The 26,324-nt window shown below is 40.9% G+C and carries 33 protein-coding genes, 1 tRNA gene and 2 riboswitches; of the genes, 9 read left to right on the top strand and 25 right to left on the bottom strand.

Translation table 11 applies throughout. The annotated features are described in order from the left end of the window. Positions 1–77: 77 nt before the first annotated feature. Together mntR and JJ692_RS09825 are read right to left on the bottom strand one after the other, a co-directional pair. The gene (gene mntR, locus JJ692_RS09830) at positions 78–512 is read right to left on the bottom strand and encodes a transcriptional regulator MntR (RefSeq protein WP_024422961.1); all 435 of its coding nucleotides are present in this window, start codon (positions 510–512) and stop codon (positions 78–80) included. A gap of 85 nt (positions 513–597) precedes the next feature. Continuing rightward, positions 598–1,434, bottom strand: a complete 837-nt coding sequence (locus JJ692_RS09825) for a lipoate--protein ligase family protein (RefSeq protein ID WP_024422962.1) — start codon at positions 1,432–1,434, stop codon at positions 598–600. A 219-nt stretch (positions 1,435–1,653) separates the two neighbouring features. On the opposite strand from JJ692_RS09825, the gene JJ692_RS09820 reads away from it, so the two are divergent. Next, the gene (locus JJ692_RS09820; protein WP_087978357.1) at positions 1,654–2,034 is read left to right on the top strand and encodes a rhodanese-like domain-containing protein; all 381 of its coding nucleotides are present in this window, start codon (positions 1,654–1,656) and stop codon (positions 2,032–2,034) included. Between the two features lie 44 nt (positions 2,035–2,078). Here JJ692_RS09820 and gcvPB read toward each other — a convergent pair whose 3' ends face one another. Genes gcvPB through gcvT form a run of 3 tightly spaced genes read right to left on the bottom strand, consistent with a single transcriptional unit; the run spans position 2,079 to position 5,992 of the window. After that, on the bottom strand, positions 2,079–3,539 hold the full coding sequence (gcvPB, locus tag JJ692_RS09815) for an aminomethyl-transferring glycine dehydrogenase subunit GcvPB (protein ID WP_041106844.1): 1,461 nt from the start codon (positions 3,537–3,539) through the stop codon (positions 2,079–2,081). Continuing rightward, positions 3,532–4,878, bottom strand: coding sequence for an aminomethyl-transferring glycine dehydrogenase subunit GcvPA (gene gcvPA / locus JJ692_RS09810; protein ID WP_024427996.1), 1,347 nt, complete (start codon positions 4,876–4,878; stop codon positions 3,532–3,534). The genes gcvPB and gcvPA overlap by 8 nt, the downstream gene beginning before the upstream one ends. Positions 4,879–4,894: 16 nt before the next feature. Then, on the bottom strand, positions 4,895–5,992 hold the full coding sequence (gene gcvT / locus JJ692_RS09805) for a glycine cleavage system aminomethyltransferase GcvT (protein ID WP_073206266.1): 1,098 nt from the start codon (positions 5,990–5,992) through the stop codon (positions 4,895–4,897). A gap of 103 nt (positions 5,993–6,095) precedes the next feature. Beyond that, positions 6,096–6,190, bottom strand: a riboswitch (glycine riboswitch). 3 nt (positions 6,191–6,193) lie between these two features. Continuing rightward, positions 6,194–6,300, bottom strand: a riboswitch (glycine riboswitch). A gap of 253 nt (positions 6,301–6,553) precedes the next feature. On the opposite strand from gcvT, the gene JJ692_RS09800 reads away from it, so the two are divergent. The 4 genes from JJ692_RS09800 to sinR all read left to right on the top strand — a co-directional run bounded on the left by JJ692_RS09800 (position 6,554) and on the right by sinR (position 9,751). Next, entirely contained in the window at positions 6,554–8,224 is a 1,671-nt protein-coding gene (locus tag JJ692_RS09800) for a DEAD/DEAH box helicase (protein ID WP_024427994.1), read from the top strand. Positions 8,225–8,238: 14 nt separating this feature from the next. Continuing rightward, positions 8,239–9,036 (top strand): YqhG family protein, encoded by a 798-nt coding sequence (locus tag JJ692_RS09795; RefSeq protein WP_024427993.1) that lies wholly within the window; start codon positions 8,239–8,241, stop codon positions 9,034–9,036. A 181-nt stretch (positions 9,037–9,217) separates the two neighbouring features. After that, complete coding sequence (locus JJ692_RS09790; protein WP_073206269.1) at positions 9,218–9,382, top strand: anti-repressor SinI family protein; 165 nt, start codon at positions 9,218–9,220, stop codon at positions 9,380–9,382. Between the two features lie 33 nt (positions 9,383–9,415). Continuing rightward, the gene (gene sinR / locus JJ692_RS09785) at positions 9,416–9,751 is read left to right on the top strand and encodes a transcriptional regulator SinR (RefSeq protein WP_024422969.1); all 336 of its coding nucleotides are present in this window, start codon (positions 9,416–9,418) and stop codon (positions 9,749–9,751) included. 67 nt (positions 9,752–9,818) lie between these two features. Here the strand turns inward: sinR and tasA are convergent, their stop codons facing one another. The 3 genes from tasA to tapA are packed head-to-tail and all read right to left on the bottom strand — an operon-like array spanning position 9,819 to position 11,826. After that, positions 9,819–10,619 (bottom strand): biofilm matrix protein TasA, encoded by an 801-nt coding sequence (tasA, locus tag JJ692_RS09780; RefSeq protein WP_024422970.1) that lies wholly within the window; start codon positions 10,617–10,619, stop codon positions 9,819–9,821. Between the two features lie 54 nt (positions 10,620–10,673). Further along, the gene (gene sipW / locus JJ692_RS09775) at positions 10,674–11,246 is read right to left on the bottom strand and encodes a signal peptidase I SipW (protein ID WP_024422971.1); all 573 of its coding nucleotides are present in this window, start codon (positions 11,244–11,246) and stop codon (positions 10,674–10,676) included. 52 nt (positions 11,247–11,298) lie between these two features. After that, positions 11,299–11,826, bottom strand: a complete 528-nt coding sequence (gene tapA / locus JJ692_RS09770) for an amyloid fiber anchoring/assembly protein TapA (protein ID WP_073206271.1) — start codon at positions 11,824–11,826, stop codon at positions 11,299–11,301. Positions 11,827–12,125: 299 nt separating this feature from the next. Between tapA and JJ692_RS09765 the strand changes: the two genes are divergently transcribed. Further along, positions 12,126–12,404: a DUF3889 domain-containing protein gene (locus JJ692_RS09765; protein WP_171464609.1), complete on the top strand. Its 279-nt coding sequence runs from the start codon at positions 12,126–12,128 to the stop codon at positions 12,402–12,404. A 34-nt stretch (positions 12,405–12,438) separates the two neighbouring features. On the opposite strand, the gene JJ692_RS09760 is transcribed toward JJ692_RS09765, so the two are convergent. The 9 genes from JJ692_RS09760 to JJ692_RS09725 all read right to left on the bottom strand — a co-directional run bounded on the left by JJ692_RS09760 (position 12,439) and on the right by JJ692_RS09725 (position 17,703). Further along, positions 12,439–12,633, bottom strand: coding sequence for a YqzE family protein (locus JJ692_RS09760; RefSeq protein WP_024422974.1), 195 nt, complete (start codon positions 12,631–12,633; stop codon positions 12,439–12,441). 59 nt (positions 12,634–12,692) lie between these two features. After that, positions 12,693–13,076: a competence type IV pilus minor pilin ComGG gene (locus JJ692_RS09755; protein ID WP_073206276.1), complete on the bottom strand. Its 384-nt coding sequence runs from the start codon at positions 13,074–13,076 to the stop codon at positions 12,693–12,695. Then, a complete protein-coding gene (gene comGF, locus JJ692_RS09750; protein WP_206534463.1) occupies positions 13,073–13,525 on the bottom strand; it encodes a competence type IV pilus minor pilin ComGF in 453 nt (150 codons plus the stop codon). The genes JJ692_RS09755 and comGF overlap by 4 nt, the downstream gene beginning before the upstream one ends. Beyond that, on the bottom strand, positions 13,512–13,826 hold the full coding sequence (gene comGE, locus JJ692_RS19140; protein WP_087978326.1) for a competence type IV pilus minor pilin ComGE: 315 nt from the start codon (positions 13,824–13,826) through the stop codon (positions 13,512–13,514). The genes comGF and comGE overlap by 14 nt, the downstream gene beginning before the upstream one ends. Then, complete coding sequence (gene comGD, locus JJ692_RS09745) at positions 13,810–14,256, bottom strand: competence type IV pilus minor pilin ComGD (RefSeq protein ID WP_103131949.1); 447 nt, start codon at positions 14,254–14,256, stop codon at positions 13,810–13,812. The genes comGE and comGD overlap by 17 nt, the downstream gene beginning before the upstream one ends. Further along, entirely contained in the window at positions 14,249–14,542 is a 294-nt protein-coding gene (gene comGC / locus JJ692_RS09740; RefSeq protein WP_024422977.1) for a competence type IV pilus major pilin ComGC, read from the bottom strand. Before comGC ends, comGD begins: the two co-directional genes overlap by 8 nt. A gap of 16 nt (positions 14,543–14,558) precedes the next feature. After that, positions 14,559–15,599 carry a competence type IV pilus assembly protein ComGB gene (gene comGB / locus JJ692_RS09735; protein WP_103131948.1) on the bottom strand — a complete coding sequence of 347 codons (1,041 nt, stop codon included), beginning with the start codon at positions 15,597–15,599 and terminating at the stop codon, positions 14,559–14,561. Further along, positions 15,580–16,650: a competence type IV pilus ATPase ComGA gene (comGA, locus tag JJ692_RS09730; protein WP_103131947.1), complete on the bottom strand. Its 1,071-nt coding sequence runs from the start codon at positions 16,648–16,650 to the stop codon at positions 15,580–15,582. Before comGA ends, comGB begins: the two co-directional genes overlap by 20 nt. A gap of 177 nt (positions 16,651–16,827) precedes the next feature. Beyond that, complete coding sequence (locus JJ692_RS09725; RefSeq protein ID WP_024422979.1) at positions 16,828–17,703, bottom strand: STAS domain-containing protein; 876 nt, start codon at positions 17,701–17,703, stop codon at positions 16,828–16,830. A gap of 97 nt (positions 17,704–17,800) precedes the next feature. On the opposite strand from JJ692_RS09725, the gene JJ692_RS09720 reads away from it, so the two are divergent. Further along, positions 17,801–17,871, top strand: a tRNA-Gln gene (locus JJ692_RS09720). 55 nt (positions 17,872–17,926) lie between these two features. Here the strand turns inward: JJ692_RS09720 and JJ692_RS09715 are convergent. Beyond that, on the bottom strand, positions 17,927–18,307 hold the full coding sequence (locus tag JJ692_RS09715) for a Spx/MgsR family RNA polymerase-binding regulatory protein (protein WP_007501232.1): 381 nt from the start codon (positions 18,305–18,307) through the stop codon (positions 17,927–17,929). Positions 18,308–18,519: 212 nt separating this feature from the next. Between JJ692_RS09715 and JJ692_RS09710 the strand changes: the two genes are divergently transcribed. Further along, on the top strand, positions 18,520–18,762 hold the full coding sequence (locus JJ692_RS09710) for a DUF2626 domain-containing protein (protein ID WP_003217440.1): 243 nt from the start codon (positions 18,520–18,522) through the stop codon (positions 18,760–18,762). Positions 18,763–18,809: 47 nt separating this feature from the next. On the opposite strand, the gene JJ692_RS09705 is transcribed toward JJ692_RS09710, so the two are convergent. Beyond that, positions 18,810–19,448: an MBL fold metallo-hydrolase gene (locus JJ692_RS09705; RefSeq protein WP_024422981.1), complete on the bottom strand. Its 639-nt coding sequence runs from the start codon at positions 19,446–19,448 to the stop codon at positions 18,810–18,812. Positions 19,449–19,605: 157 nt separating this feature from the next. Between JJ692_RS09705 and JJ692_RS09700 the strand changes: the two genes are divergently transcribed. Then, positions 19,606–19,779, top strand: coding sequence for a DUF2759 domain-containing protein (locus JJ692_RS09700; RefSeq protein ID WP_003217333.1), 174 nt, complete (start codon positions 19,606–19,608; stop codon positions 19,777–19,779). Between the two features lie 224 nt (positions 19,780–20,003). Here the strand turns inward: JJ692_RS09700 and JJ692_RS09695 are convergent, their stop codons facing one another. The 6 genes from JJ692_RS09695 to JJ692_RS09670 all read right to left on the bottom strand — a co-directional run bounded on the left by JJ692_RS09695 (position 20,004) and on the right by JJ692_RS09670 (position 26,316). Continuing rightward, the gene (locus JJ692_RS09695; protein WP_024427984.1) at positions 20,004–20,318 is read right to left on the bottom strand and encodes an MTH1187 family thiamine-binding protein; all 315 of its coding nucleotides are present in this window, start codon (positions 20,316–20,318) and stop codon (positions 20,004–20,006) included. Between the two features lie 76 nt (positions 20,319–20,394). Next, positions 20,395–21,648 (bottom strand): MFS transporter, encoded by a 1,254-nt coding sequence (locus JJ692_RS09690; RefSeq protein ID WP_206533698.1) that lies wholly within the window; start codon positions 21,646–21,648, stop codon positions 20,395–20,397. A gap of 154 nt (positions 21,649–21,802) precedes the next feature. Then, positions 21,803–22,927: a M14 family metallopeptidase gene (locus JJ692_RS09685; protein WP_151040073.1), complete on the bottom strand. Its 1,125-nt coding sequence runs from the start codon at positions 22,925–22,927 to the stop codon at positions 21,803–21,805. A gap of 85 nt (positions 22,928–23,012) precedes the next feature. Further along, the gene (locus tag JJ692_RS09680; RefSeq protein WP_206533697.1) at positions 23,013–24,932 is read right to left on the bottom strand and encodes an LTA synthase family protein; all 1,920 of its coding nucleotides are present in this window, start codon (positions 24,930–24,932) and stop codon (positions 23,013–23,015) included. Between the two features lie 213 nt (positions 24,933–25,145). Next, positions 25,146–26,099 carry an ROK family glucokinase gene (locus tag JJ692_RS09675; RefSeq protein ID WP_025092968.1) on the bottom strand — a complete coding sequence of 318 codons (954 nt, stop codon included), beginning with the start codon at positions 26,097–26,099 and terminating at the stop codon, positions 25,146–25,148. A gap of 13 nt (positions 26,100–26,112) precedes the next feature. Beyond that, positions 26,113–26,316 (bottom strand): YqgQ family protein, encoded by a 204-nt coding sequence (locus JJ692_RS09670; protein WP_008342322.1) that lies wholly within the window; start codon positions 26,314–26,316, stop codon positions 26,113–26,115. Between the last annotated feature and the right edge of the window lie 8 nt (positions 26,317–26,324).

Raw genomic sequence — 26,324 nt, 5'->3', positions numbered from 1 at the left:
ATAATAGTGTAGGAGCTTTTGCTTTCAATTAGAACTTTAATCAAAAAGGACACCCATGCTGAGGGTGTCCTTTTTGATTAAGATTCTTGATTTGTTTGTTCGTTTTTCTTTTGAATCGCTTTCAGCTGAACAGATCGCTCATCGTTTTCTTCAAAAAATTGAACGAGATCGCCGATGCGGTCAATGCTGTTCCAGCTGAGATGATGTTCAATGCCTTCTACATCATCATAAATTTTCTCTTCATCTACACCAATGATTCTTAAAAATTGCTCTAGCAGTTCATGTCTGTATACGAGACGTTTTCCAATTTTTTTGCCTTTCGGGGTTAAAATTAGACCACGATACTTCTCATAAATGAGGTATTCATCTTTATCTAGCTTCTGAACCATTTTTGTTACAGAGGAGGGATGGACAGCGAGTGCTTCTGCAATATCAGAGACTCTGGCATATCCTTTATCTTCTATCAGCATATAAATTTGTTCAATGTAATCTTCCATACTAGGTGTAGTCATAAAACCCCTCCATAATGCACCTTTACTTAATAATCAACCCAATTCTACACCATCGTTCATTAAAAAACAAGGAGTGTCCTTCGGCTTAACGCTTGTAATTCCAATCATCTGAGGCATATTTCGTTTTTGCGAGATGATGGACAAACGCTAATTCTTCATCTGTCAGCTCATAAGGTTCAAGCTCAATATTTAATCCTTTTTCAAACCCTCTTTTAAACGCAGCACGCGCATCGTCTATTGTACATGTTCGGTCTGAGATTTCATTGATGGCAACCGCTTTGTTTTTAAAGCTTCGCTGCATCCGCTCTCTCACCCGGTCGTTTGGATAAAGGAACAAATCGAACAATTTGTCCTCATCAAGGTCAATTAAAATAGATCCATGCTGGAGAATGACACCTTTTTGTCTCGTCTGAGCACTGCCCGCTACCTTTCTTCCTTCTACAACAAGCTCGTACCAAGAAGGGGCATCAAAGCATACAGATGATCTTGGGTTCTTTAAGCTTTCCTTTTCTTTATCTGTACGAGGAATGGCAAAATACGCATCGAGTCCCAGCTCTTTAAAGCCCTCTAAAATGCCTTCTGAAATAACGCGGTACGCCTCTGTCACCGTCGCTGGCATTTCTGGATGTTCCTCTGACACAATCACGCTGTAGGTCAGCTCCTGGTCATGAAGTACTCCCCGTCCTCCGGTTGGTCTGCGGACAAATCCAAGACCATATCGCTTGACGGCTTCTAGGTTGATTTCTTTTTCAACGTTCTGAAAATACCCAACAGATAATGTCGCCGGATTCCATCCATAAAAGCGGATAACAGGCGGAATGAGCTTCTCGCTATGCCAATAAAGCAAGGCTTCGTCCATTGCCATGTTAAAGGCAGGGTCTTGGTTTCCTGAATCAATGAAACACCATTTCTCTTTTTGCATATAAAATCCCTTCTCTTTTACGTAGTCAATGTTAGATGATGGTGGTGACCACCGGTTTTCTCTCTTCATCAGTCTATCAAATAGGGACGGAATTGAAAATAATTCTTACCATTTATGATGACAAGTTTCTTATGCTTTACTATAATAGTATTTGTCTAAAACGTACCATCAGACAGGCTACTGTGCTGATGCTCAAGAAGGAGTCGAGTTGTATTGTCAATATTCAACTATATCGTCCTCGCACTTTGTGGACTTTTCGTTCTTTATTCCATCGGCAGCTACATTTATCAGCAGCGCATTATGAAAACGCTGACGGAAGAAGAATTTATTAAAGGTTACCGCAAAGCCCAGCTCATTGATGTAAGAGAGCCAAATGAGTTTGAAGGCGGACATATTTTAGGGGCAAGAAATATCCCCCTTTCCCAACTAAAGCAGCGCAAAAATGAAATACGTCCTGACAAGCCTGTTTATCTCTATTGTCAAAATAATTTTAGAAGCGGAAAAGCAGCCCAAACTTTACGTAAAAACGGCTGCCGTGAGATTTATAATTTAAAAGGCGGCTTTAAAAAATGGGGCGGCCGCATTAAAACGAAGAACTAACTAAAAAGACTCTGGGAGCATGATTCCCCCTGAGTCTTTTTTCTTTATTTTCTTTCAAAAACGAGAACTGGATTCCGTGCGGCCTTTGTTTCGTCCATACGTTTCACGACCGTTGTATGCGGCGCTTCCTGCACCACTTCAGGATTCTCTTCTGCTTCTTTCGCAATTTGAATCATTGCTTCGATGAATGCATCAAGTGTTTCTTTTGATTCTGTTTCAGTCGGTTCAATCATAATACATTCCTCTACATTGAGCGGGAAGTAGATCGTTGGCGGATGGTAGCCGAAATCAAGTAATCGTTTGGCAATATCCAGTGTCCGCACACCTAATTTTTTCTGACGTTTACCTGATAGCACAAATTCATGCTTACAGTGACGATCAAACGGCAAATCATAATGAGCACTTAAGCGGCGCATCATATAGTTCGCATTTAACACGGCATTATCGGTTACAGCCTTTAAGCCGTCTGGCCCCATAGAGCGGATGTACGCATAGGCTCTGACGTTAATGCCAAAGTTGCCATAGAATGGCTTCACGCGCCCAATTGATTCTGGACGGTCATGATCAAAGTAAAAACGGCCTTCCTTCTTCACAAGCACTGGCTTTGGCAAATAAGGAATTAATTCCTTTTTAACGCCAACAGGACCTGAGCCAGGACCTCCGCCTCCGTGCGGGCCTGTAAAGGTTTTATGAAGATTTAAGTGGACAACATCAAATCCCATATCTCCTGGTCTTGCTCTGCTTAAAACAGCGTTCAAGTTGGCTCCGTCATAATAAAGCTTACCGCCCGCTCCGTGAACGATTTCAGCCATTTCTAAAATATTTTCTTCAAAGAGGCCTAGTGTATTCGGGTTTGTAAGCATTAAAGCAGCTGTTTCTTCATTAACAACGCGGCGTAAATCTTCTAAATCAACAAGCCCATTTTCGTCAGATGCGACGGTAATGGTTTCAAATCCAGCGACTGTCGCAGATGCCGGGTTCGTTCCATGAGCAGAATCAGGCACAATGACTTTTGTACGCTGATGATCTCCCCTTGCTTCATGATACGCACGGATCATCATGAGTCCCGTCCACTCGCCATGTGCTCCTGCCGCCGGCTGTAATGTCACAGCGTCCATTCCCGTAATTTCTTCAAGATGTTCACCTAGATCGTATAGTAATTCTAATGCACCTTGCACAGTGTCTGCCTCTTGTAGCGGATGAACCTGCGAGAACCCCGCAAGGCGTGCAACCTTTTCATTAATCTTTGGATTATATTTCATCGTGCATGAGCCAAGAGGATAAAATCCGGAATCAACCCCATGATTGCGTCTTGATAATGCTGTATAATGACGCATAATATCAAGCTCAGATACTTCAGGAAGCTCAGCATCCTCATCACGGATGTACGTCTCATCAAATAAAGACGGGATCTCCTGTTCAGGTACATCTAAATCAGGCAGGCTGTACCCTATTCTTCCTTCTTTAGATAATTCAAAAATAAGCGGCTGATCTTGTTTATTCATGGCGATCCCCCAATTCCTTGATAAACGTATCAATTTCTTCTTTTGTTCTTAGCTCTGTCACGGCTACAAGCATGTGCTGCTGAAGCTCTGGGTAGTCTAGCCCCAAGTCGTAGCCGCCGATGATTCCTTTTTCAAGCAATCGTTTATTGGCTTCTTTTACAGGCTCCTGTAACTTGATCACAAATTCATTAAAATGCGCCCCTTCTACATCCGCCTGCAGTCCATATTTTTCTGCCTGCGTCTTGGCATAATGGGCTTTTTGCACGTTTTGATAGGCGATATCTTTTATGCCTGTTTTCCCTAGTGCCGTCATGGCAACAGAAGCAGCTAATGCATTTAATGCTTGGTTTGAGCAAATATTTGACGTCGCTTTATCTCTTCGAATGTGCTGCTCACGCGCTTGAAGGGTCAGGACAAATCCACGAACACCATTTTCATCTTCTGTCTGCCCGACTAAACGACCTGGCACTTTTCTCATCAACTTTTTCGTCACAGCAAAATATCCGCAGTGAGGTCCGCCAAATGCAGCCGGGATGCCGAACGGCTGCGCATCACCAACGACAATATCTGCCCCGAGTTTTCCAGGCGGCGTCAATAGTCCGAGTGCGAGGGGATTGCTAGAGACAATGAATAGGCTTTTTCCTTTATGTGCAATAGGTTCAATGTCTTTTAACGGCTCGACTACACCAAAAAAGTTTGGATATTGCACGAGAACTGCTGCTGTATCATCGCAGACCGCTTTTTCCAATGCAGCTAGATCTGTCTGCCCTTTTTTCGCTGGCACTTCAACAACTTCAATGTTTTGTCCTTTGGCGTATGTTTTCAGCACCGCTCTTGATTCAGGGTGAACCGTTTCAGAAACAACCACTTTTTTCTTCTTTGTGTGTCCCGCAGCGAGCATTGCCGCTTCAGCCAGTGCCGTCCCGCCATCATACATCGAGGAGTTGGCAAGGTCCATACCAGTCAGCTCAGCAATCATTGTTTGAAATTCAAAGATCGCTTGCAATTCACCTTGCGAAATTTCCGGCTGATAAGGTGTATACGCTGTATAAAATTCAGAGCGTGAGATCACATGATCGACAATGACAGGCTGATAATGATCATATACACCTGCACCAAGAAACGATGCATAGGAAACTGTATCTTTATTCTTTGCAGCTAGTCGGGATAATTCCCTGACAAGCGCTGTTTCAGATGCGGCTTCTTTGATGTTGTATGCTCCTTTGAATCGAACTTTCTCTGGGATATCTGAAAAAAGCTCATCAATCGACTGAACGCCGATGACATCCAGCATTTCTTTTTGATCTTGCTCTGTTTGCGGCAAATACCTGTGCTTCATCCTCTGTTCCCCCTCGTTATTTGGCTCTTTTATAAAATGGTGTTGCGACAATTTTGGCTTTTAGACTTTTTTTGCGAACTTGTACTTCCACCTCTGCCCCAAGCTCCGCCACTGAGGTTTCGATCAAAGCAAGCCCGACATTTTTCTTTAATGTTGGGGATTGGGTGCCCGTTGTGACAATCCCAACCTGCTTTTCTCCTGAAAAGACTGGATAATCTGTACGCGGAATCCCTTTATCAATCATTTCAATGCCGACAAGCTTTCGCTTCAGTCCCTCTTCTTTTTGTTTTTTAAGTGCTGCTTTTCCGATAAAATCAGCTTCTTTATCCGTTTTCACAGCAAAACCAATGCCGCCTTCTAATGGAGAGATATCCTTTGTCAGCTCCTGGCCATAAAGCGGGAGTCTCGCTTCAAATCTCAAGGTGTCACGTGCACCGAGTCCGCATGGAATGAGTCCTTTTGGCTGCCCCGCTTCTAATAAAGCTGACCAAAGGTGAACCGCATCTTCTGACTGGCAGTAGATTTCAAAGCCATCTTCCCCTGTGTAGCCTGTTCTGGAAACGAGCACTTCTTTATTTGCGACCTCAGCTTTTGATAAAAACGTAAATGGTTTAAGCGATGTCACCTCTTCACCCGCCACCTCTTTGATGATGTCAGCTGCAAGAGGTCCTTGAAGCGCTAGCAAGGCGGTTTGATCAGACATATTTTTGATCAATACATCATCCTTCTCTTGGTGCTTCAAAAGCCAATCCACGTCTTTATCGATATTTGATGCATTGATGACAAGCAAATAGTGATTCTTTTCTTTTTGGTAGACGAGCAGGTCATCTACCGTTCCGCCATCTTCATAACACATGGCTGTATATAGTGCCTTACCGTCTGTCAGCTTAGACACATCATTGGTTAATAACCTTTGTAAAAATGGAAGGGCACCTTGACCTTTGACCTCCACCTCACCCATGTGAGACACATCAAAAAGCCCTGCTTTTGTTCGAACAGCTTCATGTTCTTCTTTAATGGAAGAAAATTGGACAGGTAATTCCCAGCCCCCGAAGTCAATGGTTTTTGCGCCAAACGTTTCATACGCATGAAAAAGCGGTGTTCGTTTCAACATCAATCGTTTCCCCCTTTTTTCTCACAGTGCAAATACAAGCTGAATTTTCAGAAAAAAATCACAGCAAAAAAGGACAGAGCGCTCCCTTTTATCAAAAAGAAGTCTCTGTCCTTGCACCTGAAAGTTTACAGCACAATATCATTGTGCGTTTTCCCCTTTGGTGGTTTGCTAAAACCCTTAAGCAAACACTCTCCAGAGTTGCGTCCGGTAAGAGTACTTTTGCCTGAGAGATTCACTGAATCATTCAGCTTGCTCCTTCGGCGCCTGCCAGTGCAAAATAACCGCCAAGTCTCTCCCCATACCATCATCCGCTCATATTTTTCACATTTATTGGACATACTATCAAAATGGGTGACTTATTTTCTAGATCACTTATCAACATCCTACCATTAGAAATGGATGAAGAGCAACAGAAAAATCATTAACATTTTTAAAATAACCCTTCGATATCGTTCGCTTTTATTCATATATCTAGTCTTTTAGAGACCTCCAAAAAAATGAAGCGTTTAAAAACAGAACAATTTTATCAGATCCTACTAGAAAGAAAGGCAGGCGACCACATTGAATATTCAAACGATTTTTGATCAGGAATGGGCAAATGAATTTCAGCAGCGGCTTTCAGCAGACGGCCCCTGGGCGAACTGGGATATGTATCGTTTAGCGACGCAGGTTCAAAAAGTCACAGCCATTGATTCATTCGAGGGACTGCAAGCTCCCGCGCACCTGCCTGCATTCACACCTTTAAAGCACCAGCTCGAAGTAGCCAGAAGAGTCGTAGAAGAAATGAATGGGAAAGCCATTCTAGCAGATGAAGTGGGACTTGGAAAAACCGTAGAAGCAGGACTCATTATCAAAGAATACATGATTCGTGGACTTGCCAAAAAGATTCTCATTCTCGTCCCCGCCTCCCTTGTGTCTCAGTGGGTACAGGAGCTGCGGACGAAATTTTATATTGATGCTGTTGAACAAAAAAAGAGCTATGTGTGGGAACAGTGTGACGTTGTCGTTTCCTCTATTGACACAGCCAAAAGACAGCCGCATCGAGACACGATTTTATCGATTGCCTACGATATGGTCATTATCGATGAAGCACACAAACTGAAAAACAATAAAACGAAAAACTATGAATTTGTGAGAAACCTGAATAAGAAGTTCTGCCTGCTGCTGACAGCCACACCTATTCAAAACCGGATCGGAGAAATATTTAATCTTGTTTCTCTTCTGAAGCCAGGCCACCTAGGAAATGAACATCAATTTAAAGATATCTTTGCCAAAAAGGACTTGCAGCTTGAAGACCATGACCGATTAAAACAGCTCGTCAATAAAGTGATGATTCGAAACCGAAGACAAGACACAGGCATCGAGTGGACAAAGCGGCATGTCAAAACGATTTCCATTGATTTCTCTCCGACAGAACAAGCATTGTATGATGAAATCTGCAAGCTGAAAGAGAATCCTTCTTATACAAAGCATATGTTTTCCATTATGACTTTGGAACGAGAATGCTGTTCAAGCCGTGAAGCAGTTTATATGACGATTAAGAAAATGCAGGAAGAAGAAAAGCATATTCTCGGATCTTCTGCAATAACACAAATCATGGAGAAAATCAATCAAGTGGAGCAAAACTCAAAGGCGCTTGAAGTGGTCAAACTCATTCAGCAGTTAAATGAGAAGGTCATTATTTTCACCGAATACCGCGCCACACAAATTTATTTACAATGGTTTCTACAGCAAAATGGCATCAGCTCTGTGCCATTTCGGGGCGGCTTTAAGCGGGGCAAAAAAGATTGGATGAAAGATTTATTCAGAGAACGGGCGCAAGTGTTAATTGCGACAGAAGCTGGCGGCGAAGGGATCAACCTTCAGTTTTGTAACCAAATCATTAACTACGACCTCCCTTGGAACCCGATGCGTTTAGAACAGAGAATTGGACGTATCCACCGCCTTGGCCAAGAGCGAGATGTCCACATTTACAATATGGCAACGAGCGGAACAGTTGAAGAGCATATTTTAAAGCTTTTATATGAAAAAATTCAGCTGTTTGAAAACGTCATAGGCGATTTAGATGATATTTTAACAAGAATTGATATTAAAGATGTCGAAACAGAATTGCATCAAATCCTCTTCCAGCATGAACCAGGCGGAGACATGAAAAAGAAATTAACCCAGTTTGCTTCTTATTTAACTGAAGCACAAACACCACTTTTAGAAAAAAGACAGCAAGGCTCATAAAGGAGAGTTGATCAATGGAGCAGCATGACATTCACACCTTTCTTCTCCGTTTTTTCAAGGCGAATCAATGCAGCATATTAGAAGAAAGTGCAGGACATATGACCGTACAGTTGACAATTGAAATGGATAAATTGATTATGAACCGTCCTTTTTATTGGCACTGGCTTGAAAAAACTGGCGGTGTACCTGAACCGCGGCAATTGACTTTGATCACAGATCAAAAAAAAGCGGGTGATACGATCAGTGGTGAATTTATCCATTTCGGCTCCCCCCGGTTATTTCAAATATTTGAGGCGGTCAAAGAGCAGGGCCGTTTTATCAGGCTTTATGAACGAGTCAGCCCGCTCACGAACAACCAGATCGCCCTTGAGCCATGGCTTGGTCTCAATGTAAAAATTTCTTACCTTGCAGACCGGAAGAAGGATAAGCTTTTATCATTAGGCCTTCATCTCATTCGCGGAGAAGTCATTGAACAATTTCAAGAGAAGCTGGAAGCTCGTGAGCTGTCGTCTCAAATTCCCGATTATTGCTTTACGATGAGCACAATGATTAAGCCAGAGAGCGGAATCAAACGGCTCTACAGCCTTATGGAGCATTATGCCCATGAGGAACCGGACGACTGGGCAGTGCGCGCCGTTCAAAAATGGAAGGAAGACTTCGAACTTTTAAACCAATTTTATGAAGGGACTTCAGACACATCTGTAGAATATGAAATAGAAAGACAAGCACTCAAAACTTTATACGAACCAAAAATCAGTCTTACGATTGAAAATGGCGGACTTTTTTACTTACAGCAAAAAAGAGGAGGTTGACTCATGGTCCCCTCCCTTTTATGTGACATACGATTTTCGATCAGTCTAAAGCTAAGTTTGTCTGTTTGTATTGGGCGGAAACATGACGCAAGCAAACTATGAGGTCTTACCACCTATGTCTTTCCATTTCATGCGTTAAGTGCCTGAAATACATGATTCAGTATTTTAGGAGGGTATTTGTATGGAAAAGAAAACGAACAAATTAGACAGTGAATGGGTTCAATTATTACGCGAAGCTCGCAAGGCAGGACTAACAGTTGAAGAAGTCCGTCATTTCCTCAAATCAAATGAAAAGTCCTCTGAGTCTCCCCCTCTGGTAAGAAGTCATTCTATCAAACCTTTCTGAATGTGCTATAATATCGAAAGGAAGGTGATGACATTGATTGGCCAGCGTATTAAACAATACCGCAATGAAAAAGGCTACTCACTATCAGAACTGGCCGAAAAGGCTGGGGTAGCGAAGTCTTATTTAAGCTCAATAGAAAGAAACTTGCAAACAAACCCCTCCATTCAATTTCTTGAAAAAGTCTCCGCTGTTCTGGACGTCTCGGTTCATACACTTTTAAACGAAAAAGATGAAACCGAATACGATGGTCAATTAGATAGTGAATGGGAAAAACTAGTTCGAGATGCAATGACATCAGGGGTTTCGAAAAAGCAATTTCGTGAATTTTTAGATTATCAAATCTGGAGAAAAAAGCAAGAAGAGGAGTAAAGCGCACGTTTTAGCGCATACTCCTCCAATTGCTATGCAGACCTTGATATCAGCCTAAAGACTGGCTTTATTTTTTATCTTCGCTGTGTGCTTTTTCGTTTTCTTTCACGTAGCCTTTTTCATCCGTATGCTTTTTTGGATTGATCGTTAAACCATTCCACTGAGTCGCTTCGAAGGAAAGATCAATTTGAATCGCATCGCCTTGGTATTTATTTTGGATATAGTGACCAGCTTTATCCTTCGTCTGGTCATTGATAAATTCAATGATCATTTCCATTTTATCGTAATCAAACGGATTCTTTGGAATGCCGTCATACTCTGGAGCCACTGTTCCATCAACAGTTGCTACATTAATTTTCCCACTTTCATGTAAAAACTTCTCATCGACGGCATGACGAAGCTTTTCAAATGCGGTCTGATCCTGTTTTGACGTTAATTGATGCAAGTCAAGCAGGTTTGCATGGTCTAAAATAATATTTTTCGGATAACCATTTCCACCTTCGGCTCCAACCGTAAGAACACTCACCTGAAACTGGCTGAGAAACTCTTCAGCTGTATTTTTACCGCCATTCTTCGCGGAAGATCCATCTGTAAACTGGCTATAATCAAGACTCATCAGCACTTGGTTTATTGCTAGTGATCCCTTATTATCAAAATGAAATTCTTTCTTGATCCGATCACCAGGTTTTAAGTTCGAAAGGTTGATGGCGCCGGAGTTCTCTTTAGCAGATAAATCCAGCTCTCCTGTCGAGTAGACCGCGTTTGCCTTTTCAATATCATTAAACGCCGCCCATGTTCCCCCGCCAATTAATGCAAGACCTAAAGCCCCTGATAATACACCTAAACGAATTGATTTCTTCATTGCCATGAATAAACCCCCTAATATATTGTTTTATTGAAACCTGATTAGGTTACAAACGATTTAAGCTTGTTCCTCTGAGATATGTACATCAGCCGTGTGTCTACGATGTTTTGCTGCGCCCACAAAATGAATGGTTGAATAAACGAGCAGCATGACACCTGGTATAATAAGGAGCAAAGCAGTTCCAGCTGATGTCCCTGCATACGAAAGAAGCTTTCCTGCATAAGGAATGTTCACTCCCATATACTGCGCAGTTACCTGATCCGCTTTTACCAGCGTACCGTCCTGATACATATTATTGTCACCCTTCGTCTCAAACGCTTTATTTGCACCCTTTCCCTTCACCCCAACAATTCGGTGGGTCACAAAGGACTGATCCTGCTTTGTTTGAAACGTAATAATATCTCCTTTTTTGAGCGTCTCAGGTGAGGCGACCTGTTTTACAACAATCAGTGACCCAGCTGAAAATTCTGGTTCCATCGAACCTGATAATACTTGCTTCAATTGATAACCAAAGATCTGAGGTTCTCCCCCTGTTGTTCTTGATGACAACACGACAATAATAGAGGCTATCATCACCGTGAACACCATCACATAAAGAATACTCCCAGACATCTTCATCCATTTTTTCATAACCCCTTCTCCCCTTCGCCTATCATTTTTTCACTTTAAACGACAGCTCCATTTAGGACGCCTTTTCTTGACACTTTGAGAGCACCATCGGTTTAGACCAAAAGTACGCCTGATCAGATGCGCTAAACCCTTTAGGATAATAGATTTTAAATGCATAGCTTCCATTTGTTTTTGCTTTATCTGTCGTGACAGTCGCTGTTTCTTGCGATAACAGGGACTTTATGGAGCCCTTTTCAAGAATATGACCATCTTGTAATGGCTTCTGACCATTTCCTATTTTATGTAATTCCCACTTCCATTCAGAGTACGCAATAGGCTGTCCACTATTTTTTAGTGTCATGCTCAGCTTTTGAGGTGCGCAGACTGTTCCTTCGATCATCGTTTGATCGATAAGCTCCAATTGACTTTCATCCCATTTTTTAGGCTGACAATGCTGATCTGTCTGTTCAAAATTTTCACATGTTTTCATGACAAAGTTTTTGTGCTCAACATCGTTAAAAGAAGCATTCGTTGGTGTCATGAGGGAAGACGTCAAAATCAAACAAATGGCACAAAAGAGTACAAAGAGCGACTGTTTCATTCATTCCTTCAACTCCTTGAACAACTGTTCTTTAAAAAGAACGATTATATACAGTATAAGGAAATACCTATAAAACCCAAAACGTCAAATTAGTCCATTTTGTTCTTAAACAAGAACCATTACGAGAAAATTCTCCCATTTTCTCATTTTTTCACCATATTCAATATTTTTTTGTGTGACATTTGTACTTCTTAAAACTTACATAAAAATGTAGGATTTGGTCAGGATATGAAGAGGTGAGGTGATGTTAAGTGAAATATGGAAAAATCATAATCATGCTCAGTTTACTGCTGAGTTCTATGATTCTAGAGGTCAAACCCGTTGATGCGAGAGGTTTGACTGCCGCCGCAGATCAATGGGAAACGCGGGCAGTCAAAGAAGCAAAAAAAAGATACCCGCTAACGCAAGTATTATTTAAACAAAAAGTATGGGACCGCCACCGGGATAAGGAATCTGTGAAACAGTATCATATTACGTTAAAAGACCATACAAAGGAATTTGGGGTATTCGTCACCATTTCCTATAACCCTTACTCAAACAAGGTGAATAAAGTGATTGTTGTGGAGGAATACAGCTAAAGTGGCATAAAAAAACCGCCTGCTGGGCGGCTTTTTACTTTCGTCGATGGCGCTGACGTTTTTTAAGCATCATGGATAAGCCAAACGGTAGAACCCCAAATAAACGCTGTGAAAACGGCGGTTTCGTTTCTATTTTTTCTTGTTTGTGTTCCTTCCGTTCGTCACGTGGTGTATTCATATATTTAATGATTTCCTGCGTCATATATTTTACATAGTCATTTGTTTTCAAGCACTTTCACCTCTTCTTCCTTCAAGTCTTACCAGGAAGAGGATGATTTTATACACTGGCTAATCAGGATTTGCCCATCTCATGATTACATCGGTCTGCCCATCCAGCATTAGTTCCCGCTCATCAGATAAACCATCCTTTGTTTTCACCTTCACCAAAACAAGGACAAGTTTTTTCTTAAGATCGCATTTCATCCGCTTCAGTGTCACACGGCCTTCTTCAGTATCAATATGGGTTTTCTGTTTCGCACAAATACGTTCTACTGTGCTGGCAGCTTCACTCACACCCACCCTAAAAAGCTGCTGTTTTTTATAAAAAGAAATCGTCAGCTCTGCACTTCTCAGCTCTTTTTGAAACCCCATCGTTATCGCCCCTAGGATCAAGAGAAAAAATAAAATCGCCGCAAGCACATGCGGATAGATAAACCCTTCCTCTCTTTTCACGATTTAGGAACCACCCCTTTATATGTGAAAATAACGGCTTCATGAACCTTACCAGATCCATCTGTGACTTTCAGGATGGCTCTATGCTGACTCGTTCTCACTTGAAATTGTTTCACCTTATGCAATAAAGGAAGATGTCCAGCTTGATCCGTTCGTTTTCGAAGCATCTCTTGATATGGCTCAATTGTTACCACTCTCCCTTGATCAGAAATATACTCTAACGCTTTTCCACCTTTCACTGATTTCACAGCATCGGCACGACTTAATTCCTCATCTAATTGCAGGACAGTCTGTTTCCACTCCATTTGAGAAAATCCGTTGATGTCTTCAAATGGACGAGCTTTCTCCGCTGCTGAAAAGATCAGTCCACAGCCAAAAGAAAGAAATAGAAAGAGCTTCAATTGCCACAAAGCTTGTAAAAGGGTAAAAGCTTTGTCATCGCTCCACATGCTGAAAGCATATGGTCTCTTTTTTTTGTACTTTGTATGAAACACATCCCTTCTGTTTACGCCAATTGAAAACATACGTGATCTCGCCTCTCTTCTTTTTGATGGAAGATGTTGTCCCATTTATGAACGCTTCATTCATCTGTTCATGTAAAACCTGATAAGCTTCAAGCTTGGCTCTCACTTCCTTTTTCCCCATCATGAGTTTTTCATAGGCTGGCATGAGCACTAGGGCAGCAAATAGAAAGAGATGACAGGCAAAAAGTGTTTCAAACGTACTAAATCCTCTATTGTTTTTGAACATGGATTCGCCCGCTTCCTAAATAAATCGTGAGTTTATACGTTTGACTGCCAAATTCGACAATGAAAGATCCACCGCTGCTTGGATGTCCGTTTGCATTAAAATAGATACCTTGCGAGAATGTAGAAGTTTTGATGCTGCCCTTTTTATGTTGATAAGAAGCAATGACTTCGTTACTCTTTTGATCTATTACCTGATAAGATACATGCGGCGGATGGATCCCAACATGTACACGTGTTTTTTTGATAAATGCAGTATATGATGCCATTTGAAGATCTTGTTTCATGATGTTTACTTGTCTTTTGGCTTCAGCGTTTTCTATTATATTTGGGATTTTCCCTCCCATGATCGACAATACAATCGATAAAACAAGTAAGATCATCAGCTGTTCAATCAGGGTAAAACCCTTCTCATGTAAAAATAATTTATTCATGCTTCACGTTGCCGTTTTGAATGACAATCGCTTTTCCATTAGGACAAGTTAACCCCTTTTTGACATAACCTTCTTTTTCTAATTCAGCTAAAGATGGCGTCTTCCCATCATGCTCCAATTCATATGCCATCACTTGTGTGCTGACCATTGATTTAAGCCCTTCACAGCCCTTTGCCTGAATCGCTTGGTGATGACGTGTGATATTCGGTATGGTAATGAGTAAAAGAATGGATATTACGAGCATAACTATTAACATTTCTAACAGGGTAAATCCTTTATCATTCATATCTCTGTCCTCCTTCTTACACTTGCTCCATTAGTTGATACATTGGTAAAAGAATAGATAAATACACGATGAGTATAAGAAGTGCTGTTACCCCATAAATAACTGGCTGCAGCCAAGACATCCATTTTTCAATTTTTAGCTCTGCATTCTCTAATAGAAATTGGCTGTACGTGTACATTTCTCTCGCAAGCATTCCGCTGGCTTCACCATGCTTGATAATGGCTGCAAAATGTTTTTCGAAAAAAGGAGACACGCTTACTTGATGGGCCATGCTTTCTCCTTTTCTTAACTCTTCCATCATTTGTTCACCTATTTCTTGAAGAAAAGGCAGGTAGCTTTGCTGTTTAAAAGCTTGCAAACCTTCGTACATCGATAATCCAGCTTGAAGCAGTCCGCTGAGCTGAAGAGAAAAAAGGTACGTATGCATCAGCTGCATCCCTTTATATAAAAAAGGCAGCTTACTCATCACCCTCAATTTCTCAAGGGTCGACTTTTTCCTAAAAAAAACAGCATAATATCCAATAAGACAGATACACAGACAACTAGTGATGAGCAGAAAAGCATGAAGGAATTGAAATAGTCCAAACATCCCTTGAATCAGCCAAGACATGCGGGTATCCATCGATGAGTACAAAACAGAAAATTGAGGAATGATCATTTGCTGAACGAGTACCAGCACGACCAAAACCGTGAAGATGAGGAAAAGCGGGTAACGTAACATACGTTTAAACGTGTCTAACTGTTTGATTTTTTTCTCTAAAAAACGGGCGCTTTGTTCTAAAGCACGGGCTAGACTGCCATGCTTCTCAGAAAAACATAGTATAGCGATGACTTCCCGCTGAAAATGGAGTCTCTCCAGCACTACATAAAAAGGCTCGCCTTCGTGAAGCCACTGAATACCTAGTTTTAATTGCTGCCGCTGTTGTTTTGATAACTGGATATTCACCATCACTAATGCCTCAATCAATGTATATCCAGCCTGAATTAATTGAGCCAGTTTTGATAGGCATTCAGCTTGATCCTTTTTAGACCATACTTTAGAGGCTCGCTTCTTCATAAACCCAGCGATGGTAAGTGTTTTTTGATAAATAGCCGAGTGCCACTCCTTTACGAATTAATCTTTGCAGTGTTTCATATGACGAGTGAGCATATTCTCCTTTAGCCTCCTTGATACACTCACCAAGCTCTTTTCCGAACAGCAGTTCAAATACATTTGTTCGTCTGATCGGTCGATTTAATTTACAGTAAAGCTGACATCTTTCTCCGCAAAAAGGACAGGTGAGCTCGATTAATCGCTGCGCAGCAATCGCAACCATCGTTTGCTCAAGTTCATTCATCGTGACACCAAATTCAAGCATACGATAAAGGGCTCCTTTTGCGTTTTTTGCATGGAGCGTACTCAATACTAAATGGCCTGTCAGTGCTGCTCTAATCGCCGTTCTAGCCGTTTCAGCATCTCTTATTTCTCCTAGCACAATCACATCTGGATCATGTCTTAAAATAGCGCGTAACCCAGCGGCATACGTGATGCCGGCTTTTTCATTTACTTGAACCTGTAATACTTCTTCATTTCTTGTTTCCACAGGATCTTCAAGTGTAATAATATTTCGGTTAAAATTCTTTTTTGCAAACTGGATCAATGAATATAGTGTTGTCGTTTTCCCTGAATTTGTTGGCCCAGTAAATAAAATGAGTCCATGCGAGTGGTTTAAAAAGGATAATAATCTGGCTGAGGCTTTCGGAAATAATGATAGATGTTTTATTTTCGGAACATGATCCTGCGGTAAAATCCTAATCACTAAGCTCTCATCATTCACTGTCGGCAAGGTAGACATCCGAATAAATACTTGACCTTTTCTTAGCATCACAGCTAGTGAGCCATTTTGCGGCCTCCTTTTTTCACCGATATCCATAGAAGATAAAAACTTAAAATGTGCAATAAGCCGCTCTCCGCTTTTTTTATCAATCATTCGCTGCTGGATTAAATCTGAATCAACACGAAATGACACCGAAGCTTCCTTTTCTTTTGGCACAATATGCACATCAGAAGCCCTCATGCGGCATGCTTCTTCTAGCAGCTCTTGCCTTAAATATTCAATCCCATACAAGTGGATCACTCCTTTCTGTGATCACATTGTAGAATGGCGGAACGTGAATGACAAAAGAGCAATTTATGATTTTCATGACTAATAAATGATGAAAACCCTCAACTCACGATGCATTACATCATTTTTTAGAAAAGAGCATATAAAAAAACCTGACTTTTACAAGTACAGGTTTTTTGGTCATGATGTGGCTTCTTGCGGCTGCTCTTCAAAGATACGAAATCCTCTTTTTTCTAACGCTTTTGCAAGGCTATGCTCAGTATTTACTTTTGAGAAATCAATGCCCAGTTTCACTACAGTTTGAGCGATCTCTGGTCGGATGCCTGAAATAATCGTCTCAATTCCTAGCAGTTTCGCACTATCGACCACTTTAAACAGCTGATAAGCCACCATCGTATCAACAACGGGAACACCAGAAATATCAATAAATAAGTGCGTTAGACGCAGTCTTGAAGCCTGTTCTAGTACGGATTCCAGAATGATTTTGGCCCGGTACGTATCGATCTCTCCAATCAGCGGCAAAATCCCAATTTCCTTTGATACTGGAATAACTGGGGCACTTAGTTCTTGAATCATCTCTCTTTGTGCATTCAGCTGACTAAGTGTCACGCGGTCATATTCTTCTGATAAACGCTCAATCATGTCATCAAATGTGGCGTGAAAGTGCTGATTCCACTGACACACATCTTGCAGCGTCACTTCAAGCTCGGTTTCTTGGGTGAATGTCTCAATTCTCGAACAGAAAATGTGGCGGAAAATCTTAAACTGTCCAATGATTTCATATAGCGGCACCTCGTGCACTGCTCGATCACGTGCAATATCAACAGACCACTTTTTCAAATGGTTTTCTACTTTGTCAGACAGTGTCACAAGCGTGGCTGCAATGGTTTGAATAAACGCTGTGTTCTGTTCCTTCAGCTTCTTTTCCGTTTCCTCTGAAGCATGTTTAGAATATAATGAGCCTTCTTCTGTTCTTGTTTTTAGCCATTCTTCGGTCATGACAGGGGCTTCTTTTAGGATAAATTCATATAATTGCTTAGATTTTTCATTTTTCATTTACTTCTTTCGCTCCTTTTTCACTAAAATTCGTGACATACAACTTTTATGTATAAATGACCGCAGATGGTGAACAATATCATTACACGTTTGATATTGGGCTATAGCCAAGTGGTAAGGCAATGGACTTTGACTCCGTGATCGTTGGTTCGAACCCAGCTAGCCCAGTTCAGCACAAAAACGAAGACGGCTGAAGCATGTTTCAGCTGATCTTCGTTTTTTATTAGGAAACTGATTGATGAATCGCTTTCTTTTTTGATATTTTCATGAGTTCTCCTGGATTATAACCTACTACCAGTTTATTTCCATCAATAATGATTGGTCTCCGTAGCAGCTTTGGTTTTTCAATGAGAAGCTGTAAGACCTCGTTTACTTTTAAGTCATTAATATTTAAATTTAAGCTTTTAAAAGCCTGACTTCGTGTGGCTAAAATTTCATCCATTCCTTCAGTTGTTAAAGAAAGAATCTTTTTTAATTCATCTAGTGTTGGCGTTTCTCTGAAAAGGTGACGCTCTTTAAAATCAATTTGATTCGCCTTTAACCAATGTTTTGTTTTGCGGCAAGACGTGCAGCTCGGGTATGAATAAAAAGTAATGTCACTCATTAGTCTTCCTCCTTAGGTCGTTAACCTTTTCTCTTATGGAGTAAGTACCCTCATGTTTTTCAGCATAAACACTTTTTCATCATTTTTTCAAAAAAATTTTTTCTACATTCAAAATAAATTGTTCACATGATGTCAAAAATGTAAATGTTTACATAACAAGTGATGATCAGCTATAATATGAATCAAAGGGGTTTTTAAGGGGAGGGAAAGAAATGAATCGCATGTTCCGCGTGCTTGGCTTTTGGACGGGTATTTTTGCTGTCATGTTCTATTTAGGACATATGAAAGATGCATCGCTGCTGTTCTTCGGTCAAACCGTTCTTTTTGTATTTTTATCCTACTTGAATTTATCCGAAAGAATGTATATTTACATTTTCGGAGCGTACTTGACGATTTTCTTTGCCGGATTTACTTATTATTCGATTTTCATCATGGTTCCCGGTACCGGACATTAATTGAAAAAAGCATCTCTTTTAAAGAGATGCTTTTTTCATGCCTGCAATTAAAGAGAAAAACCATTAATAAACGGATTTTGCTCCTGCTCCGTCAGCACAGTCGTTTCCCCGCCATGTCCGCTTAAAACAAGAGTTGATTCTGGCAATGACAATAATTTTTGATGGATTGATTGTAGCAGCACTTCCTGACTGCCGCCTACTAAATCTGTTCTCCCGATGCCGCCTTCAAATAGCGTGTCACCAGAAATAACAAAGCCCTCTTCCGCCGAATAGTAAGACACACTGCCTGGTGAATGCCCTGGTGTATGGAACATTTCTAATGTAAACGATCCAATTTGAAGCGTTCCTTCTGACGTAATCAATTTTTCAGCTTCTTTGACCGTAATTCCATTCCCAATCAATCGAGCTGAACCGTTTAATTCAGCGTTCGTGAGCCATTCTTTTTCATTTTCGTGTACATACAGCGGCACTCCCCACTCTTCGCGCACCTCATCTGCCGCGCCAATATGATCAAAATGAGCATGTGTCAATAAGACAGCAAGCGGTGTAAGCTGTTTTTCTTTTACATAGGAAATCAGCTTTTGCGCTTCACCGCCTGGATCAAAAATTAAGCATTCTCCCTGCTCATTTTTCCAAATATATGCGTTCGCTTGTACATAGCCTAGTGGCATTCTTCTCCAATTCATTTTCATCACCTACTTTATTCATTCTTTTTTATTATGAAGGCTATTCAATAAAAATTCAAACAATCGTCAACTGGAATCTACTCGACAAGCTATATGAAAACGGTTAAAATGAAAAGAAAGGAAATCAAGGGGATTGATGACAAAGGGGGACTTTCACATGATGCTCGTCATTATTTTTGGTCTAGTCACGATTTTAGCTGCGCTCGGTATCTATCGCTCACTAAAAAAAGTGAACGTACTTGCCATCGCTTTTGCAGGCGCTACATTTTTGGTTTTTGGATGGTTCACTGTCATGACCATCATCTATAGCGGTTATCCAACTGCACATTAAAAAGCCTGCATTTAGCAGGCTTCAGATTGTTGACAAAGGGCTAAAATGGTCTTGATTTTAGCCCTTTGTCTTCTTTTCAGCGTGATAGAAAACCTTTGCAGTCTAGGAAGGACGAGCACCGGAGCGGAGCGAATTGAAACATTCGTGAGCACCGGAGCGCAGACCTGACAAAGAATGCGAGGGTTTGTCTACACGCTGAAAGCCTGCTTATAGCAGGCTTTTTTTTATTGATTTAAATGCTTATTCACGCTTTCTAATTTGCTTGTAAGTGTTGTGGTTTGATCCCGTCTGTCATCGATGCGAATATTGGTCGCTACTCGGTGCAATCCCTTTTCAAAAGGGGCTTCATGAATGCGCTGAATGACCTCAAATAAAACGGATAATTCGCCTTCAATTAACGTATTCATCGGTGTTAATTGATATTTGATTTTTCCTTCTTGTTGAAAACCTTCTAAAATTCTTTGTACATCTGCTACGTAAGCACTGACACTTGGTGTTTCAGTGCCTATTGGAATGATGGTGACGTCTGCTATAGCCATAATTTTTCCCCTTTCCATTAAATTCTCATGTTTTCTCGTCCTCATTGTAACCTATCCTCATTCAATCATGCCATGCTTACGTTGCGTTTACGGCAGGTTTGTCTCGTTCTATCGTCAAATCCGCTCTCTCTACCTTCCCGATCTTTGTAAACAGAAGCAGGCATATACCTGAAACAGCTTCAATGATACCGCCAGCCGCAATGACATACCCAGATCCAAACAGGGTTGCCATATAACCGCCAATGAGGGCGCCTAACGGAATCATTAAGTAAGAAATCATATTGATAATTGCATACACTTGCGGCTGATCCTCTGCCTTAACTGACAATTGAATCATCGTATGTTCGGGTACGTTAACTGCACTAATGGCTGCTCCTAAAGCAAAAGCTGATATAAACACAAGTGGTAACAATGCGTTCATACCTGTGATAAAGAAGGCAATTCCATCAACAATCCCAGCACCTATAAACAGCAATCCATACCGATTCACTTTTATCTTTGTCAAAACAAACCCCATCAAAAATGCGCCTAGTGCGGTTGTGACTTTGATGAATGAATAGACGACCGGTCCACTATGTAAGTCTTCCGTTAAATAAATAACAGACAATGCTTCCCATGGTGCCGCAGCAAAGTTTGAGCAGACACAAAAAATCGCTAATGGAAACAAAATATGATGGCTTCTAACAAGTGAAAAACCTCGAATTAATCTTTTGCCGTAAGATAACCCTTTTTTGGCTTTATCGATGATGAATTCTGTTTGATATGAAATCATGAACACCAATAAAGCGGACAAAAGGTAAAGAGGAATGATCACAAGCATTGTATAACCTACGCCTACAAACGCAATCATGACACCACAAATCGTGACCGTCACAAGTCTTACTACATGACTTGCTGATTGGATCGTTGCATTCGCTTTTTGTATGAGGTCCTCATGAACAAGCTTTGGGATAATCGATACAGATGCCGGTTCATAGGAGCCTCCTGTCGCCGAATGCAGCAGCATACAGCCAATGATGAGGACTAATGGTGTGAAACCATAAAAGTAACTAACCACGATCACAAGGATAATTGCTCCTCGTGTTAAATCAGCAAAACACATCCAAAATTTCAATTGATGCGGCTTCATCATAGGCGTAATAAATGGTCCAACAATCGCTTGAGGAACAAAGCTGACTGCAATAAAAAAAGCTGTCCCTATGGCCCCTTTCCCTCCTAGTACTAAAAGCCACAAGATGGTGTTGAAAGATAAACTATCAGCCGTAATTTTGCACATTTTAGAAACAAATAAATAAGTAAAATTTCTTTTCCACAGGCTTTGAGCACTCAATGGTCGACATCTCCCTAAATCATATCCTTTTTTTTACATCCATATCTTTCACAATAGCTTACAAGGAGGCCTTCGTCAATTGCTTCAACATTGTTTTTATTGACTATAAGCAATTGATTTTCTCAAAATATGAAAAAGCACCAGACAGGTGCTTTTAACACTTACACGCTTCCCACAAAAGCCGCTTTGTTTTTTCATAGATCGAATCAAATTGATCCATGGAAAGAGGATTTTTCCCTAGACCAAGCTCGACTGTATAGCCCTCACTATGAAATTGATAAATAAACCAATCGCGATAGCCTGCATAGCTGTCGAGATATTGGATCGGTTTGTAGCCGCTCACTCGTTCGAATCGTTTGACCGTTTCTTTTGAGATGGCTGGCTCATGGCCAAGAAACCCCCAATAGATCTCTTCTCCTTGTGTATGAAGGGCAATCAGCCGGTCAAATCGTTTTCGCAACGCAAGATTGGCCATCGCTTTCGCTTCTGGTTCTGTTAATGGCTCGCGCCCAGGATAATCCCGGTAGGATGGTGCCTTCGACTGATGACGATAGTACTCGATCTCCCAATAAGCAGGGAATTGATTGTTTAAATCCACCCCTCGAATATTTGCTTTCCATTCCCGGTAATCGGAATATCCCTCGTTTAGCAGTGTGAATTCTTCACGATGAAGACCTAGTGACTCCGGTCCATTACGAACCAAATCCACTCCATCTGGATTGACCATTGGCACGATGGATAAAGCGGTGGTCTGCAGGATATGAACCGCTTCATAATGTCTTGCCTGTACCGGATCTGACGCTGCTAAACAAAGCGATTTCAACCATTTTAATAAAACAGACGTCGTGATCCATTCATTTGCATGAAATGAGGCATTGAGATGAATAGAATGTAAATGCTGAACAGGCTCTGTTCGGATCTCATAAATAGGTGTATCAAGCACTGAATGGCCAATGACGCTGATATGAAGAAAAGGAAATACGGCTTTCAAGCGGCTCAGCTCTTCTTCTAATCGAGCGCTATCATATTCAAATGTTCCATTAATCCAATCATCGGATTGCTGCAGTCTGTAAGGTGCAATAAATCTCTGCACATCACCTATCGAATCAAATACATGGACTCCTTCTGGAAGTCTATATCCCGGTAAAAGAAGGTTATCAGTGCTTGATTGATTAGATAAATGAAAAGCAGCTTTACCAATACCAAGCTGCTTTGCCACAGCATCCCTCCCTGCTTCATCCAGCTGCCATTCAATTTTTCCAAACGACGTTGTCTTCATTTACATCCCTCCTCTCATACTATATGAGCCGTCAGACAAAAAAAGAAAACCTCTGCTTCTAAAATACCAGAGGTTTTTTCATCTATTAGGACGCCTTTTTCAGCTCCGTTTCACCTTCTTTTTTGGATGGTGAATGGTCCGGGCTGTTTCGATCATAAAATCTAAGGAGATCTCCGTAGATGATTTGATCAGAGAATTGAAGCTCCTGCTTCGCTTTCTCTTCATAAGACTGACACACATTTTTATCATCTGCTGGCTCGCCTGTCTCTTTATTGTAGCAAACACCATCTGTAAAAATGCTGTCCTTCGTAATAAAGCTTCCATCACGGAGTACTGTAAAGTCATTCGTATCTTTTGATAAAAGGTCATGACCAAATTGAATTTGTTTACTTGTATCAATCCCTAGAAGATTGAGTACAGTTGGACGGATATCGACCTGACCGCCTACCGTATCAATTTCTTTTGGATGTTGATCCGTTACCCCTGGAATGTGTACAACAAACGGGACTTTTTGAAGCTGCACTTCTTCAAATGGCGTAATCTCTTTATTTAAGAATTGTCCCATGGCTTCGTTATGGTTTTCAGAAATTCCGTAGTGATCCCCATACAAAACAAAAATGGAGTTATCGTATAACCCAGCTTCCTTCATCTTCTTAAAGAAAAGCTTAAGGGCTTCATCTTGATAACGCACTGTAGGGAAGTACTTGTTCAGTGTTTTGCTCTTTGAATCATATTCATCAATGAGCTTATCTTCTTCATCTAAATCAAAAGGGAAATGGTTCGTTAATGTAATCAATCTCGTATAGAAAGGCTGCGGGATCGATTTCATTAATTCAGCGGACTGCTCAAAAAACGGACCATCTTTCAGTCCCCAGCCAACTGAGTTTTCTTCATTCACATCAAATGATTTAATATCAAAGAACTTATCGTAGCCAAAGCTATCGTAGATAAGGTCACGGTTCCAGAAGCTTTTGTTATTCGCATGAATAACAGAAGAGTGGTAGCCCTCATCCTTTAACAGATCAGGTGTCGCTGTAAACTCATTACTTGGATTTGTGAAGAACACAGCCCCTCTTCCAAGTGGATAAAGAGAATTATCTACAATAAACTCTGAATCAGATGTTTTCCCTTGACCTGTTTGATGATAAAAATTAGTAAAGTTATAGCTCTTCTTGATCAATTTGTTTAAAAACGGAGTAATTTCTTTCCCGTTTAATTTTTCATTGATCACGAAACTCTGTGTAGATTCAAGTGATACAAGAATGACATTTCGTCCTTTTGCTTGACCAAATGTCTTTTCATTACGGTCCGTTTGATTTGCGCTTACATAGTTTTCAATTTCAGTTAAGCTATTGCTGTCAGCAAGAGCCCGCTGGGCGGACTGCTTCGATTGCAATACCCCATCATAAATATGGAAGTTATATAAGCTGATATTTTTCACCAGCATCTCACGGTCAAATGAGCGAGTAAGCAGTTCTGGTCTTTCTGTTTCAGCTAAACCAAGGTTAAAGAAAAATGTAGCTGCCACAAATAAGTAATATGCTGCTCGTTCTTTTCGTGAAACGGTGACATCTGTTCTAAAGGAAGGCTGTTTTTTATAGAGCCAAATTAAAATGATGATATCAACAAACATCAGTAAATCGACTGGTTCAATTAAAGAGGTAATACTGGACCCGAGGTCACCCATATTGTTTGTTTGAAATAGGACGGGGATGGTTAGAAAATCACTATAGAATCGATAAAACACAATGTTGGCTAACAAAACGAATGTTAGGATAAAGCTTGTCACGATGATATATCGATTGCGATTTTTTTCTTTGAAAAATAAACCGATACCGAAGATAAACAAGAGAAAGCTAAGCGGATTAATAAACAGGATAAACTCCTGCATGAAATTTTCAATTTTAATATTGAAGCTAGATTTATAGATAACATAGGTTTTGACCCACATCAGCAATGTCGCAATCAGTAAAAATGAAATCGCCTTTAATCTATTCTTTCGCATTGTAACCTCCTTATGCTAAGCGCGCACCCAGGCTCTAGATATACCCTAATTATTGGTGCTTCTAGAAAAATAACTAAAGTATATCTTATCCTGTATATGATGGAAAATCAATGTCTTTTTCCTCATGACAAACTTATGAATATGCTAAACATCCAATTTCATGCCTATCTATCGCTTTTTTTAATAAAAATGACATCATTATGACTTTTTTGTTCAAGACAGCCATTTGGTTTTTGCCATCCATGCACCGCCGATAACACCCGCATCGTTTCCGAGTGATGCAATTACCACTTCAACATCGTCAGCGCAAGGCGGGAAAGCATGTTGTTTCACAATGCGCTCTACTTTACTGCGAAGAAGCTCACCTGCTTTTGAAACACCGCCGCCAATTACAATTTTTGTTGGGTTTAAAGCACTAGCAAGATTTGCTAGGACAAGTCCAAGATGTGTCGTCACTTCTTCTACGACACGCATTGCAAGATCATCTCCATTTTCTGCCGCTTCAAATACATTCTTTGCCGATAGCGAAGCGAGCTTGCCAAGTGAAGATGTATGCTGCTCGGTTTCTAATTTATCCTTTGCAATCCGGACGATGCCAGTTGCAGATGCGATCGTTTCAATACAGCCGGTTCTTCCGCAGTTACACGGTGCTCCTTGAAATGGAACGGCACAAATATGGCCAATTTCTCCGCCAGCACCTGTCTCCCCTTGAACAACTTCACCGTTGACGATGATGCCGCCGCCAACCCCTGTTCCAAGTGTGACCATCAGGATATTTTTTGCGCCATCGCCTGCACCCTTCCACATTTCACCGAGTGCAGCAATATTCGCATCATTTTCAATGACAGATGGAAGTCCCGTCTCTGCCTCTAGGTGATCTTTCAAGGGGTAGTTTGTCCAGCCCAGATTCGTTGTTTTATAGACAATGCCAGATACTTTATCTACAGGTCCAGGTGCACCCATTCCGATCCCAATAAGTGCTGATTTCGGCATACTGATCTCAACCAGTTTATGGTCAATTGATTTGGCAATATCGACTGTGATCGTCTGCCCGGATTTATCCGTAGGAATCTCCCACTTATGCTGAATTTCACCATATAGATTAATGAACGCAAGCTTAATTGTCGTACCGCCAAGATCAATACCTACAAACCAATCCCCTGTCATATGCCCTCCACCTTCACATTGTTTTTCGATTTAATTTGGCTAGCTCCATTTGAAGAATCGTCATTGCGTTTGACCATTCGGTCCGGTCAATGATGCCCGATGTATACATTTCCTTCAATTCGTCTGCCATAAATTCTAATTCTACTTCACGATCTCCGAAATACACATAATTTCCAAATCTCATGAGCAGCTGCTGTACATCATATAACGTTTTCATTGTTTCCA

The sequence above is a fragment of the Bacillus sp. 3a genome, from assembly GCF_017161885.1.
GTDB lineage: Bacteria > Bacillota > Bacilli > Bacillales > Bacillaceae > Bacillus > Bacillus safensis.
The sequence above is the reverse complement of the archived record's forward strand: the minus strand, read 5'-3'. Positions and strand labels throughout refer to the sequence as shown.